The organism is Lacticaseibacillus saniviri JCM 17471 = DSM 24301 (assembly GCF_001311785.1).
GTDB classification, from domain to species: domain Bacteria; phylum Bacillota; class Bacilli; order Lactobacillales; family Lactobacillaceae; genus Lacticaseibacillus; species Lacticaseibacillus saniviri.
In genome coordinates this window covers 1-20977 of the sequence record NZ_BBBX01000004.1, presented here as the reverse complement: position 1 = coordinate 20977, position 20977 = coordinate 1, and the positions used below count along the sequence as shown (strand labels likewise).

Genomic DNA, 20977 nt, shown 5'->3' with positions numbered 1-20977 from the left:
CTTGCACGATTAATCGTGCAATAAATATGATACTTTATTCACAATCTTTATACCACTCAGTTTTGGGCACAAAAAGTCCGCCTTTTCCAGGCAGACTTATCACGTAAATTTTACTTTGCTAAATTCAAGCCCTGTTGTAAGACAGTTTCGCCATCCATCATGCCGTAAGCCTTCATGTCGATGACTTCAACAGGAATCCCCTTATCGGCTAACTTGGTCTTGAATTGGCCTTCCATGAAACGAACTTGAGGGCCGAGCAACAGAACATCGACATCAGTTGATTCCAACTTGTTGTCGGCATCTGATGCCCCTGTTGCGAAGATGTTTGCTTCGATCCCATCCGCTTCTGCAGCCTTTTGCATCCGTGATACTAACAGACTGGTTGACATCCCAGCCGCACATACTAACATAATTGTTTTTTCTGCCATGGTGGCCACTTCCTTAATCATCTTTATTTGGATGTAATCGAATTCAGAAATCGGTTTCATCAATACCTATATGATACCGGTTTCACTAATTCCTGTCAACACCTCAACCATCAATTTTCATTGGTCTATGCCAAAAATCGTTCTTTATCGTCAAAAAAGCACGTGAGTCACGCTATAAAAGCGATGAACACGTGCTTAAAATAAAATGTTAACGTTATTTTATTCGAATTGAAACTTTCATGAAATCAACTAGGCGTGCACAAAAGCCAAACCTGGTTCTGCGTTGAGCGTTTGATCGGCCAAGTGATGCTTCATCAGTTCCACATGCGCCGCAGCACCGACCATGGCGCCGTTGTCCCCAGTCAAACGGATTGGTGGCATTACCAGGTCGATATCTGGGGAGGAAATCGCTAATTGGTTAGTCAATGCCTCACGCAGACCCTGATTCGCCGCCACACCGCCTGCCAATACCAACTGCTTCACTGGATACTGTTCGAGTGCCTTCACGGTCTTTTGCACCAACGTATCCACAACAGCGGCTTGGAAACTAGCCGCCAAATCTTCTCGATTCAGCGTCTCACCAATCTGATCAGCGTGATGCACCGTGTTGATGAAGGCAGATTTTAACCCACTGAAACTGAAGTCGAGATTGTCTTCCTTGACCATTGCTCGCGGAAAATCAAATGTATCCTGGCCCAAATGTGCCAAACGGTCGATTTCCTTACCAGCAGGATATGGCACACCGAGCACGCGACCAATCTTGTCGTAGGCTTCCCCAGCGGCATCGTCACGGGTTTCGCCGATGATTTCGTACTCACCAGCAGCGGCCATGTAAACGAGCTCTGTGTGGCCACCAGAGACCAATAAAGCCAACAGTGGAAATTCCAGTGGCTTAACGAAGCGGGCCGCATAGATATGCCCCGCCATGTGATTAACCGGAATCAATGGCAAGTGGTGCGCATAGGCGATTGCTTTGGCAGCTGAAACGCCAATCAGCAAGGCACCGACCAAACCCGGCCCGTAAGTCACGGCTACAGCGGTCAAATCATCATAAGTCACATCGGCTTCCTTGAGCGCCGCGTCAATCACCAATGTAATCTGTTCGACGTGGTGACGGCTGGCCACTTCTGGTACGACCCCACCAAAGCGCTGGTGACTGTTAATTTGGGTAGCGATGATGTTGCTCAGTATCCTATCCCCATTTTCGATGACAGCCACACTCGTTTCGTCGCAGCTGCTCTCAAAAGCTAAGATTAATTCACGTTTGTCCACAGAATAAACTCCTTTCACGATCAGTCCAATGGCAGCCACATGTCTAATGCGTCCATGTGATCGGCCACGTAATACCCTCTTTTGACTTTACCGGCTAAAAAGCCCAATTGCTTGTACAGGTCCTGTGCAATCTGATTGTCGACCCGCACCTCAAGCGTCATTTTCTCAACGCCGAGTGACTTCGCCTTATCAATCATGACTTGCATCAAAAACCGCCCCAAACCACGGTGTTGCCAATCCGGATCAATGGCAATGTTGGTCACGTGGGCTTCTGTCCGGCTGAACCAGCAACCGATAAAGCCAACCATTTCTTGATGGTCATTGAGCAACACCAAATAAATCGAATGCCCCACCTTCCGTACTTCGGATAGGAAAGCCAAACGATCCCATGGCGTTTCATGATAAATCTCTTGCTCAATCAACAGCGCCGTATCAATATCATCTTCTGTCATTCGCCGCATCTGATAAGTGCGGTCTTTAATGGTCACCGTCTGTGCCGGAATCTCCATTTCGGGTGCCGGCTCCGGTTCCAACCAAGTTTTAAACTTTCTCCACATAAGGTCGATGCCCTCGTTCGTCATGTGTCTTGAGCCATGTTGTTTCCGCTTCGGTCAACCGCAAGTAGCGCGGCACAAAATCAAAGACGGAAACAGACTTTTCATTCATTCCTAATTCCGCTAAGCGAGCCGCGCTGGGAATCCCAGTCAGGGCGTCAGCGAGTGTGGCCTGTTCGCCCATAGTGGTCCGAATTTGGTCACCAAACATGGCCACGTCACTCCCCACAAAATAACAGGTTGCTTGAGGGCAACCAGCTCGTCTAGCAATGTCGGGACGTCAATGTGCCGATCATTGAGCACATTGACCAGTTGTTGTCAAGCCATTGATAGCCGCCGGCAAATACTTGATTGCGGCGCGCGTTCATGAGTGGCACGATTATCGCGTCGGTCCGGCGAACATTGGCGGCTAACACCGCCAAGCTCGAAATGCCGACTAACTCTTTTTCTAACGTGTAAGCCAACGTCTTCGCTGTTGTGACCGCGATCCGAATCCCCGTGTACGATCCTGGGCCATCCGCGACAACGATGCGGTCGAGTTGTTCAGGGGTCAGCGCACTGGCCGCCATCAATTGTTCAATGGCTGGCATCAATTGCTGACTGTGCGTTTGTTTCCGATTAATCGTGATTTCACCCAGCAAATCGTGATCATTCATAACGGCAACACTCATCGCCTGATTCGAAGTTTCCAGTGCCAAGATATACATAAATAGATTACTTCCGTTTCCAAATAAGGTGGCTCTAGTTTACCACAAGATGCCGTCCAGCTGAAGCGCTGAGTCTATGGTAGAACAACGCAGCGTCATAAAGCGTAATCATGATGCAACACAAAAGGGACAGCCATCAGCGCAAGCGCTAGTCACTGTCCCACTATTTAATCGACTCGATTCAAAGCATTGTTATTCATCCAGATGGAGTTGTGGTCGCATCCGTTCAACCTGCTTCAAGACCAGATAAGCGACGATGGACTGAATGGGCCATACAATCGCATTCTTGAGCACGCGGATGCCGATAATTCCTTGCCAAGGTGTTCCCATCATATTCAGCCATATCGTGGTTAGAATGACATTACTGATGAGAATCACCAAGAAGACGGCGATAAAGGTGCGGCCCACGGTCACCTTCTGCTTGTAGAAGAAGGTCCCGTAGATAAAGGCACCGATGGCAGCCGACAGCGTAAACCCTGGAAAATTCATCCCGCCCGTGATTAAAATCCCGAGCTGATCAGCCAGCGCTGCGGCAACTGCTGCCCACCAAGGACCCAAGATGTACCCCATCATGATCGTGGCGATAAAGACCAGACTTACCTTCACAAAGGCAGGCCCAACCGTGAAACGCGCGAGAATCAGATTCATCGCGATCAACAAGCCCATGATGACGGTATTCTTGACCGACAACTTGGTACTAGAAAAACTGAGTGTTTGCATAATGACAATCCCCTTTTGCGGAGACGCCTCAATAAAATCGGCGAATGCGGAACTAGCATCGCAGCTGCAGCTTTCGTCCGGTGTTCACATTCCGTTCCACCAGCACTTACGCGCTAATTCCTACTCCTCTATTTTTGGTACTCCTTCACTATACGCGCACCCTTGCAGAAAATAAAGTCAGTTGTACAAAATCAAATAAAGTTCACATATTAAACTAATATTTCGGCTCATGTGGTTTGAGCGAACGCCAATCGATAAAGCCCGCTTGAAGCCCGCGCAACAAGACTTCAGCACTACCGATATTGGTCGCTAATGGCACCCCAAACACATCTGACAGACGAATGAGGGCATTCACATCTGGTTCATGGGGTTGTGCAGTCAGCGGGTCGCGGAGAAAAATCACCAGATCGATCTCATTTTGGCAATCATTGCCCCAATTTGTTGATCCCCACCATAGGGGCCGCCATTGACCGCTTCAATCGTGAGATCTGTCTTGTCCATGATCTGTTCGCCGGTCGCACCCGTCGCCACCAAATCGTGTTGTTTCAAAATGGGCTCATAGGCAGTAGCGAGGCGAATCATCTCTGGTTTCTTCTCATCGTGCGCAATTAATGCAATTTTCATGTGGGTCCTCCTTGTCAAAGTGAAAAGATTTGTTAAGCTAGTAATATCGACGGATACGAAAGGAAAAAAGTCATGAAAAATATTTGGTATTACACACCGGTGGCACCATCTCGATGACGGCAGATGCATCCGGTTCAGTGGCGCCCAGTGAGCGCAATCCATTGCTTGACGCCGACCTCAGTTTGAACGGCCGGGTCAAGCTGACCACTGAAGAAATTTTCAATGTGCCTTCACCCCATGTAACGCCTGAACTCATGTTACAACTGTCCAAGCGCATTCAGCAAGCCGCAGCAACCGGCATGGATGGCGTGGTCATCACTCACGGAACCGATACGCTGGAAGAGACCGCCTATTTCTTAGATCTCACCATCAGCTCAGACATTCCGGTCGTGATTACTGGTGCCATGCGGTCATCCAACGAAATCGGTTCTGATGGACTATACAACTTCAAGAGTGCCATCCAAACAGCCGCTAGTGAAGGTGCGCGCGGCAAGGGTGTCTTAGTCGTGATGAACGATGAAATTCACACGGCGCGATACGTCACCAAGACTCACACCACAAACGTTGCCACCTTCCGGACCCCTACTTTTGGCCCCGTTGGCTTGGTCACAAAGATAGTGTTCGGTTCTTCCAAGAACTGATTAACCAAGAGGCTGTCAATATCGATCACGTGGTTGAAAATGTTTTCCTGTTGAAGGCTTATGCGGGGATGGACAGCGCCTTGTTTGAAGTCTTACCTGAATCGACCAATGGTGTCGTGATTGAAGCGCTTGGTGCCGGCAATCTACCACCTGCAACACTGCCTGGCATCCGGTCATTGATCGAACGCGATATTCCCATTGTTTTGGTTTCTCGTTGTTTCAACGGTGTGGCCGAAGATGTTTACGACTATGAGGGCGGTGGCGTCCAACTCAAGAAGATGGGTGTTATCTTCTGTCAGGGGCTCAATGGGCAAAAGGCACGGATCAAGCTGATTGTCGGCCTGAGCAACGGCAAGACAGGCAGCGAATTGGCACATTACGTGGACAACGCAATTAGCTAAAAAGTGTGAACAGCGCCGGGTAACAATCGAGTACTAACAGACTTTGAGTACCATGGCGATTTTGCCATGGGCGAAAAGTGAGTTAGACGGAGATTGTTGGCGCTGAGAACACGTCTATAGATGAAGCCGCAAGGTTTGTCTGTGAGCACTAACGGCGCCAGCGATTCAATCATGGTTTGTATGATTGTCGCTGGCATTGTCAGGCGGAACAGGCATTGCGGGTGAGCGCGTTTAAAGTGCGAACAGCGCCGGGTAACAATCGAACGTAAAACAGGGGGTGTGACAAAACTATGTTTTGTCACACCCCCTGTTTCAATTTCCGAACAAAATAGATTAATCGTGTTCCAAAAGACTGAGAATTCCGGTTAACTAGGATTGATTCAAAGCCTAAGTTCAGGCTTTATCATCAATCCCTGTTAATCCTCATTCTCAAAGCGTCTTTTGTCACAACTTCATTTTTTATATTTCCAAACAATAAAGCCTAATTACATTCTCAAAACGCCTTGAGTCACAGCTTTTTTGCTACAAGCTACGCCACGTCATTTGCGCTTCCGCATTCACAACGTCGCCACTCATAATCTTGTGGCGCGTTTCGGTTTCACTGACCAGTTCGGCCACCGCAATCGGTGTTTCATCGCCGTAAGCGACTTCGCGTTCATAGCGAATGTCGATGCTGACCAATTCGTGTTGCTGCAACCATTCCGCACCCAGGCTGTCTTCCATCCAATCGAAGTAATGGGCATTGTTTACATGACCATTGCTGTCGATGTCAAAGTAGCGGACGCGATATGGGGCCCGAATCGTTTCATTTTCAATCTTTTGGATGCGTGGGAATCGCTTGACCGTAGTCGCTTCTTCAGCACCCACACGATTAACGATTTCCGCCTTGATTGGCAACAACTTGCGCGTTTCGAGGTCCATCATGACCCATGTGCCCTCAATAGTTGCCAGACGATTGCCATCTGCATCATTGATCCAGTAATCGCGATAAGTCAGGAAGCGATTGTAACTGCGCGCTGCCGTACCGACTTCCACCAGCTCTTCAACCTCTGGCATCCGGTTCACCGTGATGTGGTACTGGGTGATGACCCAACCGGCACCCAACTCTGCTAAGGCTGGCACGCCCGCATCGTGTTCGTCCAGTTGATGTTCCGATGTCAGCAACATGATATTCACCAGTGTGCTCAGGCTGATGGTGCCCTTTGTCGTCCCAAAAAGAATGGCACCCGGTATTGCTCGCTATATTCCATGACAATTGCTCCTTATGACGCGATCCGATTCGGCACAGGTGGTCAAACCAGCCAACGCTTATTAGTTAATTTCGTGATAGGCATTATAAACAGTTTGTTTCTTGATATTGTGTTGCTTGGCGATCATTTTGATGGCGTCGTTAGGCTTATTGCCTGCCGCCACGGCATCCGCCACCGCTTGTTTGAGGTCGTCGTCCGAGCTCAAGTCGGGCAATGCATCGGGTGTTTTGCCGGCAACGAGCACCACATATTCACCGCGGGCATCTTCATTGGCATAAGTCGTCAATTCCGACAGTGAGCCGCGAATAAACTCTTCAAACTTCTTGGTCAGTTCACGCGCCAATACCGCTTGGCGATCACCGAGCACTTCTTGCATCGCCGCTAATGTCTTACCCAGTCGATGTGGCGATTCATAAAAATAATCGTCTGCATTTCATTTTTCAGCTCGTTTAACACTTGTTGCTGCTGACCGGCTTTGCGGGGCAAGAAGCCATAAAACATGAATGGCTGTGGCGCTAAGCCTGATGCGATCAATGCCGTTGTGGCCGCATTGGCACCGGGTAATGGCACAACCGGAATATCAGCCGCAATGGCCGCATTCACCAGCTCGTGGCCGGGGTCAGAGATGGACGGCATCCCGGCATCACTCACTTGCGCGATGGTCTCGCCCTGCTGCATCCGCGCAATCAATTCGGGAATGCGTTGCTGGGTGTTATGTTCGTGGAAACTGATCTGTTTGGTTTCAATCTCAAAATGATTCAGTAATTTTTGCGTATTGCGTGTATCTTCGGCCGCAATGAGGTCGGCCTGATTCAACACATCGATTGCGCGAAAAGTCATATCATCGAGATTACCGATGGGTGTGGGCACCAAATAGAGTGCCCCACCGGTACTATTTTTAAAACTGGATTGTCGTTGCATTAACGTTCCCCATAAATGATATCTAAACAAAAGGCACAGGCTTCATCGTCAATGCGGCGCTGACCGTAAAACATCGCGCAGACGTGGAACCCTTCCTCGTAGAGATTTTCTAAGTTTAATTTTGATTTGGATAGCTCAACGGCACCCGTTGACTTGTCATCCGGTGCCTTTTGAATCTCTTGAAGGTGTTCACGCAAATGGCGATTCTCGATTTCAAGTTCCGCATTGCGTTCAACAATCTCAGCCATTTCTTTTTGAAGTCGCTGGATTTGTTGGACCGTCTTTTGTAAGTCGCCTTCAAGCGTCGTGAAGCTATCATACAGTGTTTTCTTATCCACAGGATTCACCCGATTAATTTTAGTATGAGTTGTTCTAAATCTGACTGGAAGCTGACGTTTTGATCGAGCTGTTGTTGCGCGACCAAAACAGCTGCGGTTTGATCCGCTAATTGGGCACCCGACTGCTGACTCAGGGCGTTGACCGCACCGCTTTCAATCTCATTGAGTTGATAGTGATGACGCATCGCTAATTGATAGGTCAATGCAATTAGGGTCAACAACTGGGCCTGATCAGTGGTGTTTTTGGCAATCGGCAACAGCTGGCTCTGCACCTGGATGAAGGCCTCCAAGTCACGTTTGGCGACCTTGTTCAATAACTGATCAACCGCTGTGAGTTGGGCATTGAAGGCCTCATCTTGGGCGAGCGCCAAAGCCTGTGCTGGCTCATTGGCCATGCGACTCGCAAACCGGGCCACATTGCGCGCAATCCCCTCATCGACCAGACTCGCCTCAATGCGACTGGCATCCGCTGGTAAGAAGGTAATCATCTGCGCTCGGCTCAAAATAGTAGGCAACAAACGATTCTTTGCACTCGTTAATAATATCACAAGTGTATTGGCAACGGGTTCTTCATAGAACTTCAGCAAACTATTGCTGGCTCCTGTTGTCATTTTGTCTGCATCATTGATGATGAAGACACGCTGATTGCCTTCCATCCCAGACTTGCTCATCTCTTGCTTGAGCTCACGGATGGCATCAACCTTGATGGTTTTGTCTTCCGTGCTGATTGTCACCACATCCGGATGATTGTGACTCAGGATGCGTTGGCACTCAGCACATTCGCCACATGGGGAACCGTCTTGCACATTCAAGCAGAATAACCGCATCGCTAACCACTGAGCCACCTGCATCTTGCCCACCCCCGCGGGGCCAGCAAAGATATAGGACTGGCTCAGCTGGTCAGCCGCAATCACGCGCTTGAACTGCGTAATCACCCGCGTTTGCGTGGTTTCAATGGGTAACATGCTTAGAACCGATGGAAAGCTTCAATTGGCATGACAAAGACGGTGGCACCACCGACTTGCACTTCAATTGGGTAGGCCATTGAACTGTCCGATGTCGCATCCAGATTAACGGGTGGGGTCATAAACTGTTCCCGTGTCTGGGCGGTTGACTTGATGATATCGAGCACTTCTGGCACCCGTTCGTCTTCAATCCCAATAATGAAGGTCGTGTTACCCGCCTTCAAAAAGCCACCGGTTGTCGATAACTTGGTGGCGCGAATATTGGCATCAATAAATTCACTACTCAACACGTTACTATCTTTATCTTGAACAATCGCAAGCACAAGTTTCATGATGATTCCTCCTTGTTTTGAACACACGCTACGTCGTTATTATTGCCACAGTGCGGGTAATTTAGCTTTGAGGACCGCCAGACATTCTGCAGTGACCTCTGCTAATTCACGCGTCGCATCGATGGCGATGATGCGCTCTGGATTAGCCGCCAGCAAACGCTGGTAGGCTGCCGAGACGCGCTGATGAAATTCAACGGTCTCTTGATCCAGGCGATCAAATTGATTTTGACGGTGCTGGCGAATACGGGCCAGTCCCACTTCAACCGGCACATCTAGGTACAGCGTCAGATCGGGATTCAGGCCGCCGGTTGCGAATTGATTCATCGCGAGAACAGCTTCTTCACCAATTGACGACCACCGCCTTGATAAGCCACTGAACTATCCACAAACCGATCACAGACCACTACTTCATCGCGCGCCAATGCTGGCAGAATCACTTCGACCAGATGTTGGCGACGTGATGCCGCGTAGAGCAATGCTTCGGTGCGCGCATCCATCTCAGTGAATTCAGGGTTCAAAATCACATCCCGAATTTTCTCAGAGATCTTCGCGCCACCAGGTTCGCGGGTCAAAATCACAGGTTGATTAAAATGTTGTTTCAATTGGGGAAGCAGTTGGGTCAGCACGCTGGTTTTCCCTGCGCCATCTGGTCCTTCAACCGTAATAAATGTTCCTGCCACAACCATTTCCTCTTTTCTTAAGTCTACCATTAGTCTACTGGAATTCTAAAGGCTTGCAAACTGTTAATTCAAATTCACCAACAAAGGGGTGTGACAAAACTAAGTTTTGTCGCACCCCTTTTATTAGATTTGCGAGCAATTGAGACTAATCGCGTTCCAAAAGGCTGAGAACTCCGATTAACAGAAAGTGTTTGAACTCGCGCTCAGCAACTGAGCACCAGTATAGGTTCGTTTAATTGGCGGTATTGGCCAATAACGAACCAGGCTGGGCACAAGTTGTTGCGAGTTCAAACACGGTAATGGATTGTTTCAAATCCTTGTTCTCAAACCGCCTTTTGTCACAGTTTCTTCTTGTCACACTTCGATTAATAATCACGATTCATGCGCTGGGCAGTGATTGCCGCTACCTGCTTGGGCGAGACTTGGCGCACCCGGGCTTGGTGATACAAAAGTTAAAGATGCCTTGTTGAATCAACAGACTCATTTTGAGTTGTTCATCCGTGTCGGTCATCTGTGTCATCAAATCACGTTTCAATCGAATCTGCAGTCGGGCCTCTTCAATATCTTCCAACAACTGTTGATCCGCTTGTGTTTTTAACTGATGCTTTGTTCGCCCAAACATGCGTCGCACTCCTTTATTCGTTACAGTTCTGTTCGGCCTTCAACCGCTTTGAGTAAGGTCATTTCATCCGCGTACTCGATATCGCTGCCGACCGCTAAGCCGTGAGCTAAGCGCGTCACTTTGATGCCAGCGGGCTTAATCAACCGAGCCAAATACATGGCGGTTGCTTCCCCTTCTGGTGTCGCATTCGTCGCAAGAATCACTTCTTTGATGGCTTCATTGGTCTGCAGGCGTTTGATCAAGCTTTCGATGTTGAGGTCTTCTGGCCCCAAACCTTCGATAGGTGATAAGACCCCATGTAGCACGTGATACAAGCCATGGTAATCGTTCATGCGTTCAATACTCATCAGATCCTTGACCTGCTCGACCACCAGCACTTGGCTCTGGTCGCGCGTCTGGTCACGATCGATTTCGCACGGATCTTCATCCGTGATATTGCCGCAAATACTGCAGTAGTGCAGATCCTTCTTGGCGGCGACCAGACTCTTCGCGAATTGATCGACGTCATCTTGATTCATGTCAATGGTAAAAAAGCTAAGCGCGTTGCTGTTTTGTTCCCAATACCGGGCAGCCGCATATAACTATCGATTAATTTCGCAATCGGTTCTGGATATTGCATGTTTCAACTCCAATTCTTACATTAACCCTTGGGTGTACTTGCCCATCTTGCTTTGGGTTTCACTGTCAATCTGTGTCATTGCCGCATTAACGGCCTCAATAATCAAATCTTGTAACATGTCAGGATCATCGGGATCGATGGCTTCTGGCTTAATCGCGATATCCTTCATATGTTTGTCACCAGTAAAGGTCACGGTCACCATATCAGATGCAGATGTCCCAGTAAATTCGGCTGCATTTAATTCACCTTGAGCAGCTTCCATTTCCTTTTGCATCTTTTGTACCTTTTTCATCATGCCTTGCATATTACCCATTCCACGCATTATCATCATTCCTTTTCATTTAGTCGTTTTTAATTGAAACATTGGGTTCATCGCTGCCAAACATCGCGGTGATGGTGTCCACCACCGGATCTGTTTTTGGCTCAGGTTGAGCGGCGGTGTGTTGTGGCGCGCCCTCTTCCTTGAGGTATTGCTTACGAATCTTAGGCCATTCATCGGTTTGCACCAACACAATCTTGAACGCCTTTTGCGTGAGTCGTTCAAGGCCAGAGGTCAACTCGGTCATCAGTGCGGCATCCTTCATCGCCCGTTCCACAAGAATATCATAATCAAAACTCACAATCACGCCATCGGGACTCGCGGCGACTGGCTCACTGATTTTCATCATCGCCCGCTTGGTCACACTCAACATGTTCAACAAGTCTGGCCAAATCTCTTTGAGATTAATCAAGTCTTGTTTGGTTGCCGCCCCCAATATCGGATAAATCTCGTGTTTATTGATTTTGACCGGCTTTGCCTTCGCCCGTGGCTTCGGTTTCGCTGGTGCTGGGGTCCCTTGTTGAATCTGTTGACTGAGCATTTCAATCTGTTGCCGCAGGGTATCCAATTCCTGCGTATCTGGCGCTGGCGTTGATACGGGTGCTGCCTGCGTCACTTCTGGTGTCGGTTGACCCAATTGAATGGTCGCCACTTCCAGATAGATTTCAGGATGATTGGTCAGCCGTAATTGTTGTTGCGTCTGATTCAAGACATCAATCATGTGATAGAGCGTAGGGGCCGCAATGGCTTGCGTTAAGTCGGTGAATTGTTGGTCCATCAAACTCAATTCAACTTCGTCCATCAGTGCCGGTGCTTGCTGATTAACCAACAAGTCACGGCAATAGGCGATGAGGTCCTCGATCAGACGACCGGCATCTTTACCTTGATCTAAGAGGGCCGTCACAATCTTGAGCGCTTCAGGAATCTCGCCTTGGCTCACCGCGTTGAGATAGGCGCCAAGCTGTGCAGTGGTGACCCCACCCGTGACGTCCAGTGCCGCATCCGCGGTGACGTGATTATCGCTAAACGAGAGCACCTGATCGAGAATCGACAAGGCATCCCGCATGCCACCTTCAGCGGCTTTAGCCACAATCGTCAGCGCTTGATCATCATACGTGACCCCTTTTTCATCTAGCACTTGCTCGAGGTGAGTCACAATGTCATGTGTTGTGATGCGCCGAAAATCAAACCGTTGCGTCCGAGAAATAATGGTAGCCGGAATCTTTTGCGGTTCCGTCGTGGCCAGAATAAAAACCACATGTGCCGGTGGCTCTTCCAGTGTTTTTAACAATGCGTTGAACGCACCGGTGGATAACATGTGGACTTCATCGATAATGTAGACCTTGACCTTGGCCTCTGTTGGCGCGTACTTGGCCTTGTCGCGAATGTCACGAATCTCATCAACCCCATTATTAGAGGCCGCATCGATTTCGATCACATCCGTCAGACTGCCAGCGTTGATTGCCAAACAAATAGGGCAGGTATTGTCCGGTTCGCCATCGACCAAGTGTTCACAATTCAACGCCTTGGCGAGAATCTTAGCAACACTGGTCTTCCCCCGTTCCCCCGTGGCCCGGTGAACAGATAAGCGTGACTGGTTTGCCCCGTCATCAGGGCGTTTTTTAAGGTCTGAGTGACCGCCCCTTGCCCGATGACATCAGCAAAGGTTTGCGGGCGCCAGACCCGATATAAGGCTTGATAACTCACCACTAGCATCCTTTCTTTTCGCTCTATCCAGTTTAACATATCTGCGCGAAAAAAGAGGCGCTGCCACAAAACCTCATGAGTTTTGTAACGACACCTCTCAACTTTTTAACTAATCGACACGCGATTAGATGATTGACTTAAAAACTTAAGGCACATGGAGAACCTACCTTAGTGCTGCTTCCTTCCGGACCTGACACGATTCGGAAAGCCGCCATTGCCTCAAGGCCTTTCGGCAAAATCTATTATACGACATGTGCGCGCATTTGGCTACCCGTTCTTTTTAGCAGCTTTGCGTTTTTGCGAATATTGCCAAAAAAAAGTTTTGAGTAGCTTGGCACTCTTGTCCGCCTGCACACCAGAAATCACGTCAACTTGATGATTAAAGCGCGTGTCGGTCAAGAGATTGAGCAATGAGCCGGCCACACCCGCCTTGGGATCAGCCGCCCCATAGTAACAACTGCGAATCCGACTGTTAATGATGGCACCCGCGCACATGGGACAAGGTTCCAGGGTGACAAAAATATCGGCCCCTTCTAAGCGCCATGAGTCCACGGTGGCACACGCCTCTTCAATCGCCAAGACTTCAGCGTGCAACAGACTATTTTGGCTGTGTTCGCGCAAATTGTGGCCACGACCAATAATCTCGCCATCCTTGACGATGACGGCACCAATCGGCACTTCGCCAATGGCCATGGCATCACGCGCTTCTTCCAGCGCTAATCCCATATAATAATCGATTTCTATCTGTGGCAATGCCATGTCTTTCACCTCTCATTGGACGTCTTATCGCGGTGACTATTTTGGCGGAAATGTTACAATAAAGGCAAGTCAATTGGTCAATCAAAGGAGCAATGTCTATGCCGTCACTCGCTGAACTTCAATTATTATTTCCAACACTGATCACCCAGCCGCCATTTCCAATCGATAGCGTGGTATTCAGTGTCGATACCAAACAGGTTGCGATTCCCACGCACGATCTAACCTCGCGTGAATCTGCGCTATTAACAGCACTCAACGGCAATCACGAGAATCACAATCCCTGGTATCAATTCCTGAATGCTAACGCGGCTGCCCCGCAAATGGCACATCCGGTTCGTCTTATCTACTTTACTGTTGATTTTGCTCAAGCGCAAGCCAGTTCTGCGAGTTGGCTGGCCGCATTGCAAGAATTATTCACGCAGACGGTCACCAGTTACTTTATTGACGCCACACACGGTGTCATCATTGAGGAAGAAACCAGCACCAATCCCAGTCTCGACGATCTCGACGGCATGATTCAAACCGTTGACGGTGAGCTCTATACCAAAACCAGCTTATATGTCGGTCATTTTTGGGCCGTCAATCAGCAACTCGTTGCCATCGTTCACGAGGAACAGGCGCTGGCCGCGATGAGCCATACCCGCCCCGTCACCACGCTGCAACATCAGGCGTTGCGTTTTTACACCCAATCCCATCGCCCAACGAGCCCGATTTTGACGCAACTGACGGCGGACCTCGCCGCACTGGATGACGATTACCTGACCATCATCACAACATTGTACAATCATCAAGGCAACCTCAGTTCAGCTGCCAAAGCACTCTATCTACACCGTAACACACTGCAATATCGACTCGACAAGTTTCAAGACCTCACCGGCTTTTCTTTGCGACAAATGGATGACCTGGTCTTCTGTTATCTCCTTGTGCTTCATCAAGAATCAACCCACTAAAAAAACGGCCAGCTGGCCGTTTTTTGTATCACAAGCTTACTTGATCGCTCGCAAAATATAATACCCGCGATCCTTTTTGATGACATCTGCTTCGCTGTAGACCTCGCGCATCAACTTCAATGCGGATGGCGCACCCTGTTTCTTCTGGAGCACCACAAAAAGCTGACCGCCCTCGCTGAGATGTGCATCGGCACCGGCAATAATGTCCGTCACAATCGTTTTCCCAGCACGAACCGGTGGATTGGTGACAATCACGCCGAAGTCACCTGTCACAGCTGAATAGCGATCCGATTCCAGAATCGTCACGTTCTTCACATCATTAGCATCAGCGTTGCGCGTAGCCAGACCAAGCGCCCGCTGATTGACATCCGTCATCGTGATTTTGCGGTCGCCAAAATGTTTGGCCAGGCTCAGACCGATGGGGCCATAGCCGGTCCCAACGTCCAACAGTGCCCCTGCTGGCAGGTCTGATGCAATCACGGTTTCAATCAGCACGCGGCTGCCATAATCAATCGTGTGCTTCGAAAACACACCGCTATCTGTGGTAAAACGCAGCCGGTTGCCCGCTAATTCAAAATCAAATTGGTGCTCATCGTGTTCCAGATCGGGATCATTGGTGTAGTAATGATTCATTCGTTATTGTCCTCTTTCTTACTGCTCAAATTCAGTGCACTCAGGCTCACTTTGGCGAGTCGTTGTTGGAAGAAGCCCAGTTGCGACTTGGCCATCACTTTTTGATTCACCACGGTCATGATTTGGATCATGATGAACAAGAGTGAATGACGACGTTGGTAAGCGACATACTTAGGTAACCACTCAGTGACATACTTATTCTTGTATGACCGCAAGCCTTGGAAGCCATAGAAGCGATAACCATACTCATAAATCAGGTGGAAAATTCGTTCTTCAATAAAGGCAAACTTGGATGTCCCGACATTCGCCAGTGGTGCCATGCCCAGATCAAACCGCTGGTAACCCGCTGCTTGGGCCTCTAAGAATAAGTTCACAAAGACCTCATCCATAATCCCTGATGGCGCATCGTCACTCGAACGCATCAAATCAATACTGGTAATTTGATCTTTCAGCATCGGCATTGCATTGGCAAACGCGACAATCTGGCCATCGGTATTCTTCACAACGGCGACCGGTGATTGATTGAGGTAGAACTGGTCAAAGAAGCCTAGACTGAAGCCCTTTTCTGGCCGGCTTCCAGCCATGAATCAGACACCGCTTTGAGGGATGCCAATGTGGCCTCATCAAATGGTGGTTCCAGCCAACTGAACGTATAGCCCTCGCGTTCAAACTTATGAATCAGGGCACGTTCACCCTTGCGCTTGGTTCCCGCCAATGTGAATGCCTGTACATCAACATAACCCTCTTCGCCGAACTTCAGGAAGTCGAAACCGTATTCGTGCAACTGCATGGTGAGTTGTTCCGAAATCTCATAGAACACCAGACTTAGATTCTGCTTGTCGGCCAGTGTCATCAAATCGACCACCGCCGCACAATCTTATCCGGGTTCCCCACGGTTCACCCATGATAATCAGTTTATCAGCCTTTTTGCGATAAAGGAAGAAGACTTGGTCGTGATCATCTTCGCGATAGAAGTGAATCGACTTATCACGCGTGTAGGCCAAGTGGCTCACCTCATTGCCGCCAAACTCGTCGATAACCGCGGCAATTCGCTTGGCATCAAACCCGTCATTCAGGTTTGTCGTTGGCAGTGAAAGGTACCAATAGATCAAATAGAGCGTTGCCGCAGCCACCAAGACTCCCACCAGTGTCGTCAACCAAATTCTTTCTGATGGGAATAAGAAGACTTCCGGAATCCGCTTGTGGTGAATGGCCGGCGCATTGTAGAAACCAGAGATCGCATAGAACAGGAATGTGGTGCCAAAGATACCCCAGTCAATCAGGCGCGTTCCCCACGAGAAGTCCAGGCGATCGCGGGTCAGTTCTTGACGCGTCAACACAACCGCCACCACAATAATCGCTAAGAAAATAATAAAGCGTAAGCTGCTATCTTCTTTGATTGAGGCAATAATCGCAACGACCAACATAATCACCGTCGGCCAGTATGCGCGCTTGACCTTGCTGGCAATCCCCCGACCAAAGCCGAGAATCAAGAAGGCCATCAGAATATTGGTGACCCGATCCAAAAAGAAGAAGGTGTATGGATACAACTGGACGTACACTTGATTCCTGAAGGCGAGATCAGGTGCAATTCCGCGCAACAGGAGCATGATGCCTGAGAAGTACAGGAACACCACCAGAACCGTGTGTGCGACCTTGCGCAAGACTTGCAGTGGTAATCCTTCCAGGAAGGCGTTGAGCTTCTTCCCGGCGTCTTGAGCAAAGAGCACGGCACCAATGATGAATGGAATCACGTAGTAAAACAACCGATAGAACAACAGCCAGACCACGGCCAAGCTGCTATCGATACCGATTTGCCCCAATGTCAAAATCATGAAGACATCAAAGGACCCTAACCCACCGGGCACCATGGAAACCACACCTAAGACATTGGCCACCATGAATGCGGGTAGAATGGCCGCTAAATCCGCTTTAACGCCTAAGAAAGAACCAATCAACAAGAAGAAGCCAGCCGCAAAGCCCCATTCAAAGAAGGAGCCAATGGTCAGCCGCAACTCGCGTTTAAATGGCATGTCCGCAAAAATGCCGAATCACGCACGTGACTCACAATCATCAATAATGGGAAATAAGCGGCGCCACCGACCAACCAAATCCAATATTGGCTGAACGCTCGCCCGATACCGAAGCCATAGATGAGCACCAAACTGACCAGTGACCAGAGTGATAAGCCCGCAAGCAGGAACAGGGCAATTTTTGAGATGGCTAACAGAATTTGCTTTTGTGTCGCCTTTTCGTGATAGAAATTGGCGCGTAAACTTGCTCCCAAAAAGCCACCAAATCCGGCAATATTGGTAAATGAGTTAACAATCCAACCCGATTTGGCAATATACCAAGGCTTGTATTCCCCGGGCAATAACTCGGTAATGGTGAAATCATAGTTGAGCATCGGCGTTACGGCCAAGATTCCGAGTACCGTCAACAGCAGTAACGAGAGTGGCCCCTGACTGGCCAGGCTCGCCTTGACGGCCTCACCATTCAGATCTTTACTGATGCGACCGAGCTCGATAATGACGAAGACTAGGACGGATAATACAAACAATACCTTCAATGCAGTCAAATGCTGCTTAACAAATTGAGTCAAACGGTGCCAAGCTGCTTTCATCGAAAATCCTCCATTTCATTCTCTCTATTATATCTATAATGGTAACAAAACGCAGGTCAGATCACCCGTATGACAAAAGTGTTAGTGTGTCGCCCTGTTAGTTGTGCGTTTTGCCGGCATATTAACGGTCCACTATGGCGCATCAAATCACGCGCTCAACGCTATCATTCGATTGTATTTATGATATAATTCATCTATCTAAAAGGAGGAGATTAAATGACATTGAACAAACGTTTTGCTAAGTGGGTCTTAGCACTCGGCTTAGGATTGGGACTCGCTGTTGGCGGCCAATCCGTTGCCCAACAGGTAGGCGCTGCTAGTGGCGTCATCACCATTCATTATGTGCCTGGGTACGGTGTGGCACTCTGGAATTCACCTAACACAGGTCGCCAAGCAATCAAGGGCCGCATCTTGAAAGATGGCACCAAGTGGAAGTTCTCCCAGATCAAGCAAGTCAACGGTAAGACTTGGTATCAGTTGGGAACTAATCAATGGGTAGAGGGTACCTATGCGAAAACAGGTAATGCCGCCCCTGCAATCACCGCTAAAAAGGCACGCTACATATCACCTACAAACCGGGTTATGGTGTCTTAGTGCGTACACAACCCAACGGTGCAGCGGTTAAACCCGCTAAGTATCTGATGAACGGCACTTCATGGCAATACACCGCAACGAGTGTGGCTGCCGGCAAGACCTGGTATCGTGTTGGCACCAACCAATGGATTGAAGGCACTTATGTGCAAATGGGATTAGCACCAAAGCCTAGCGCTCCAAAAGCACCCGCCGCTTCACATCCCGCAACCAACCTCTCAGGTTACACGAACACGCAAGGTGCAAGTAGTATCATCGGGGACCGTTCCTCAATGATCTTCCACTTGCCTCGTCAGCGTAACTATAGAGTTAGCAACGCTAATGTGGTCCGCTTCAGTTCCGCTGCCAGCGCAATCGCAGCTGGCTATCGTCAATCTAAGCGTTAAACACAAAAAAGGTGCGACACGAATCAAATCGTGTCGCACCTTTTTGGTAGGCTGAAATTACTTAAGAGTAACTGTTGCGCCAACAGCTTCAAGAGTTTCCTTGATCTTGTTAGCTTCGTCTTCAGCCACGCCTTCCTTAACGTTTGCAGGAGCGCCGTCAACAAGACCCTTAGCGTCCTTCAAACCAAGACCTGTGATTTCGCGAACAGCCTTGATAACCTTAACCTTTTCTTGGCCAGCTTCGCTCAATTCAACGTCGAATGAATCCTTAGCTGCAGCAGCATCGCCACCAGCAGCACCAGCAGCTGCAACAGGAGCAGCAGCAGTAACACCGAATTCTTCTTCAATAGCCTTAACTAAGTCGTTCAATTCAAGGATGGAAGCATCTTTGAGTTGTTCAACGATTGCATTTGTATCTAATGCCATAATTGTTTCCTCCAATTTTTAAATGTATAGCTGTAAATTATTATGCAGCTGGTTCTTCGTCCTTGCTGTCGGCAACAGCCTTGACAGCGTAAGCCACGTTGCGAACAGGTGCTTGAAGTACAGATAACAGCATTGAGAGCATGCCATCGCGATCTGGTAACTTCGCGAGTGCCATGATTTCTTCAAGACTAGCAACCTTACCTTCAATGATCCCGCCCTTGATTTCTAATGCGTCGAATTGATCCGCATACTTCGCCATAATGCGAGCAGGCGCAACAACGTCTTCGTCAGAGAATGCAACAGCAGTAGGACCTGCGAATACTTCGTCAAGTGCTTCGTAGCCATTGGCGTCAGCGGCACGACGTAAGTAAGTATTCTTGATAACTTCCATCTTCACCCCGTTGTCACGGAGTTCTTTACGTAAGTCAGTCACTTCGGCAACAGTTAAACCACGGTAGTCAACAACAACAACGCTAGCTGCGTTCTTGAATTGTTCAGATACGCCTTTAACGATTTCTGCCTTTTGTGCGATAATCTTTTCACTCATTTGTTTCACCTCCTGTAGTTTGGTTGAAGTTTTCTGCATAAAAAACTCCATGCCCACCAAGACATAGAGGTATCTAACGATCTGATACCACCTCGGCAGGATATTAAGGCTTTCGCCACCTGAGTCTTAGGTAGAGTGAATTAACACAAGGAGTAATATACCATGAGGCAAACTTAAAAGCAAGTCGTTATCTTAATTTGGGTGGCAACCTGATTTTATACCGCGCGATTAATTGGTATGCATAATTTGGCTTGAGTTTGAGAAGAAAGCAGGAACGTTTCAACGAATAAGAAGCCAGCGCAAGCCGCAGTCGTTTTGCTTGCCAATCCTGCTTACCGCCCCCGTTCTCTATCACTTTCTCTAAGTGACAATAAGCAGTCATCAGACTTTCTTTACTTGTCACCACACTTACCACATTATCGCTAACGAGATACTGAGCGACATATAGAAAACCATTGCTATTTTTCGCTGCAATCAGTCTCACTTTATGTCCATTTAAATCATACAAAAGCTTTAACATCTCCTTTTTAATGTTATTAGTGTAAGTAGGTACAAATATAAACGGAACCCAAAAAGAGTCCGTGGTTCCTCAATGATCTGACATTCATCTAAAACACTTACACTAATGAACATATTCTAGCTATAATACCACTCTTATAGTATTATATCAAATCGTGTCCTGGCCCTTCTCTCGTTAAAACCATTTTGTGTTTACTCTAAGTCAATACAAAATTCACAGGTCATACTCAATGTTGCCAAGGCTGCACAACTCTGCCGCTTCCAACCATCCAATTAAGAATGACAGCTATGGCATTCCCCCGTCTTCGATAATGCTTAGCCTATTTGATCTGACATCCAGCTAAAACAGCGTTGTCACGGGCTTATCATTAATTACTGTGCTTAACCTATTTGATCTGACATCCAACTAAAACATAAGGCTGCCAACGATGCCCATCAGTTTA

General features: G+C 48.5%; 18 protein-coding genes, 1 other RNA gene, 8 pseudogenes, 1 riboswitch and 1 other annotated feature. Of the genes and pseudogenes, 4 read left to right on the top strand and 23 right to left on the bottom strand.

Annotation, left to right across the window (positions count from 1 at the left end):
- Nucleotides 1-110: 110 nt before the first annotated feature.
- The 6 genes and pseudogenes from JCM17471_RS03345 to mgsA all read right to left on the bottom strand — a co-directional run bounded on the left by JCM17471_RS03345 (nt 111) and on the right by mgsA (nt 4305).
- Nucleotides 111-428 (bottom strand): PTS sugar transporter subunit IIB, encoded by a 318-nt coding sequence (locus JCM17471_RS03345; RefSeq protein ID WP_054776868.1) that lies wholly within the window; start codon nt 426-428, stop codon nt 111-113.
- Nucleotides 429-677: 249 nt separating this feature from the next.
- On the bottom strand, nt 678-1700 hold the full coding sequence (gene tsaD / locus JCM17471_RS03340; RefSeq protein WP_054776816.1) for a tRNA (adenosine(37)-N6)-threonylcarbamoyltransferase complex transferase subunit TsaD: 1023 nt from the start codon (nt 1698-1700) through the stop codon (nt 678-680).
- A 20-nt stretch (nt 1701-1720) separates the two neighbouring features.
- Entirely contained in the window at nt 1721-2209 is a 489-nt protein-coding gene (gene rimI / locus JCM17471_RS03335; RefSeq protein ID WP_404820126.1) for a ribosomal protein S18-alanine N-acetyltransferase, read from the bottom strand.
- Nucleotides 2210-2240: 31 nt separating this feature from the next.
- Nucleotides 2241-2961: pseudogene (tsaB, locus tag JCM17471_RS14400) on the bottom strand (tRNA (adenosine(37)-N6)-threonylcarbamoyltransferase complex dimerization subunit type 1 TsaB).
- A 192-nt stretch (nt 2962-3153) separates the two neighbouring features.
- Entirely contained in the window at nt 3154-3681 is a 528-nt protein-coding gene (locus tag JCM17471_RS03325) for a folate family ECF transporter S component (protein WP_054776814.1), read from the bottom strand.
- Nucleotides 3682-3717: 36 nt separating this feature from the next.
- Nucleotides 3718-3811: riboswitch (THF riboswitch) on the bottom strand.
- An 84-nt stretch (nt 3812-3895) separates the two neighbouring features.
- Nucleotides 3896-4305: pseudogene (gene mgsA / locus JCM17471_RS03320) on the bottom strand (methylglyoxal synthase).
- A gap of 113 nt (nt 4306-4418) precedes the next feature.
- Between mgsA and JCM17471_RS03315 the strand changes: the two are divergent.
- Nucleotides 4419-5347, top strand: a pseudogene (locus JCM17471_RS03315) (asparaginase).
- A 522-nt stretch (nt 5348-5869) separates the two neighbouring features.
- Here the strand turns inward: JCM17471_RS03315 and JCM17471_RS03310 are convergent.
- From JCM17471_RS03310 to JCM17471_RS03260, 12 genes and pseudogenes are all read right to left on the bottom strand, one after another.
- The gene (locus tag JCM17471_RS03310; protein WP_263849401.1) at nt 5870-6514 is read right to left on the bottom strand and encodes an acyl-[acyl-carrier-protein] thioesterase; all 645 of its coding nucleotides are present in this window, start codon (nt 6512-6514) and stop codon (nt 5870-5872) included.
- Between the two features lie 144 nt (nt 6515-6658).
- Nucleotides 6659-7518, bottom strand: a pseudogene (gene rsmI, locus JCM17471_RS03305) (16S rRNA (cytidine(1402)-2'-O)-methyltransferase).
- Nucleotides 7518-7856, bottom strand: a complete 339-nt coding sequence (locus JCM17471_RS03300) for a DNA replication initiation control protein YabA (RefSeq protein ID WP_054776813.1) — start codon at nt 7854-7856, stop codon at nt 7518-7520. Before JCM17471_RS03300 ends, rsmI begins: the two are co-directional and overlap by 1 nt.
- Nucleotides 7857-7861: 5 nt before the next feature.
- Complete coding sequence (gene holB, locus JCM17471_RS03295) at nt 7862-8821, bottom strand: DNA polymerase III subunit delta' (RefSeq protein WP_054776812.1); 960 nt, start codon at nt 8819-8821, stop codon at nt 7862-7864.
- A gap of 2 nt (nt 8822-8823) precedes the next feature.
- Entirely contained in the window at nt 8824-9153 is a 330-nt protein-coding gene (gene darA, locus JCM17471_RS03290; RefSeq protein WP_054776811.1) for a cyclic di-AMP receptor DarA, read from the bottom strand.
- A gap of 39 nt (nt 9154-9192) precedes the next feature.
- Nucleotides 9193-9833, bottom strand: a pseudogene (tmk, locus tag JCM17471_RS03285) (dTMP kinase).
- A 403-nt stretch (nt 9834-10236) separates the two neighbouring features.
- Nucleotides 10237-10455 carry a DUF2508 family protein gene (locus tag JCM17471_RS03280; RefSeq protein WP_054776810.1) on the bottom strand — a complete coding sequence of 73 codons (219 nt, stop codon included), beginning with the start codon at nt 10453-10455 and terminating at the stop codon, nt 10237-10239.
- 20 nt (nt 10456-10475) lie between these two features.
- A pseudogene (gene recR / locus JCM17471_RS03275) lies at nt 10476-11074 on the bottom strand (recombination mediator RecR).
- Nucleotides 11075-11090: 16 nt separating this feature from the next.
- A complete protein-coding gene (locus JCM17471_RS03270) occupies nt 11091-11396 on the bottom strand; it encodes a YbaB/EbfC family nucleoid-associated protein (RefSeq protein WP_054776809.1) in 306 nt (101 codons plus the stop codon).
- Between the two features lie 19 nt (nt 11397-11415).
- A pseudogene (gene dnaX / locus JCM17471_RS03265) lies at nt 11416-13100 on the bottom strand (DNA polymerase III subunit gamma/tau).
- 139 nt (nt 13101-13239) lie between these two features.
- Nucleotides 13240-13326: signal recognition particle sRNA small type (gene ffs / locus JCM17471_RS13290), an RNA gene on the bottom strand.
- A gap of 41 nt (nt 13327-13367) precedes the next feature.
- Nucleotides 13368-13859: a nucleoside deaminase gene (locus JCM17471_RS03260; protein WP_054776808.1), complete on the bottom strand. Its 492-nt coding sequence runs from the start codon at nt 13857-13859 to the stop codon at nt 13368-13370.
- Nucleotides 13860-13957: 98 nt separating this feature from the next.
- Between JCM17471_RS03260 and JCM17471_RS03255 the strand changes: the two genes are divergently transcribed.
- Nucleotides 13958-14809: a helix-turn-helix domain-containing protein gene (locus JCM17471_RS03255; protein ID WP_054776807.1), complete on the top strand. Its 852-nt coding sequence runs from the start codon at nt 13958-13960 to the stop codon at nt 14807-14809.
- 36 nt (nt 14810-14845) lie between these two features.
- Here JCM17471_RS03255 and JCM17471_RS03250 read toward each other — a convergent pair whose 3' ends face one another.
- Both JCM17471_RS03250 and mprF read right to left on the bottom strand, forming a co-directional pair.
- Complete coding sequence (locus JCM17471_RS03250) at nt 14846-15442, bottom strand: class I SAM-dependent methyltransferase (RefSeq protein ID WP_054776806.1); 597 nt, start codon at nt 15440-15442, stop codon at nt 14846-14848.
- Nucleotides 15439-18065, bottom strand: a pseudogene (mprF, locus tag JCM17471_RS03245) (bifunctional lysylphosphatidylglycerol flippase/synthetase MprF). The gene JCM17471_RS03250 and the pseudogene mprF overlap by 4 nt, the downstream one beginning before the upstream one ends.
- A gap of 216 nt (nt 18066-18281) precedes the next feature.
- Here mprF and JCM17471_RS03240 point away from each other — a divergent pair.
- Nucleotides 18282-18659, top strand: a complete 378-nt coding sequence (locus tag JCM17471_RS03240) for an SLAP domain-containing protein (protein WP_054776805.1) — start codon at nt 18282-18284, stop codon at nt 18657-18659.
- A complete protein-coding gene (locus JCM17471_RS03235; protein ID WP_054776804.1) occupies nt 18659-19042 on the top strand; it encodes a sunset domain-containing protein in 384 nt (127 codons plus the stop codon). Before JCM17471_RS03240 ends, JCM17471_RS03235 begins: the two co-directional genes overlap by 1 nt.
- A gap of 57 nt (nt 19043-19099) precedes the next feature.
- Here the strand turns inward: JCM17471_RS03235 and rplL are convergent, their stop codons facing one another.
- The 3 genes from rplL to JCM17471_RS03220 form a co-directional block, all read right to left on the bottom strand.
- Nucleotides 19100-19468 carry a 50S ribosomal protein L7/L12 gene (gene rplL / locus JCM17471_RS03230; RefSeq protein ID WP_054776803.1) on the bottom strand — a complete coding sequence of 123 codons (369 nt, stop codon included), beginning with the start codon at nt 19466-19468 and terminating at the stop codon, nt 19100-19102.
- A gap of 40 nt (nt 19469-19508) precedes the next feature.
- Complete coding sequence (gene rplJ / locus JCM17471_RS03225) at nt 19509-20015, bottom strand: 50S ribosomal protein L10 (protein ID WP_054776802.1); 507 nt, start codon at nt 20013-20015, stop codon at nt 19509-19511.
- A gap of 29 nt (nt 20016-20044) precedes the next feature.
- Nucleotides 20045-20164: a sequence feature (ribosomal protein L10 leader region), on the bottom strand.
- A 38-nt stretch (nt 20165-20202) separates the two neighbouring features.
- On the bottom strand, nt 20203-20523 hold the full coding sequence (locus tag JCM17471_RS03220) for a DNA ligase-like domain-containing protein (protein WP_054776801.1): 321 nt from the start codon (nt 20521-20523) through the stop codon (nt 20203-20205).
- Between the last annotated feature and the right edge of the window lie 454 nt (nt 20524-20977).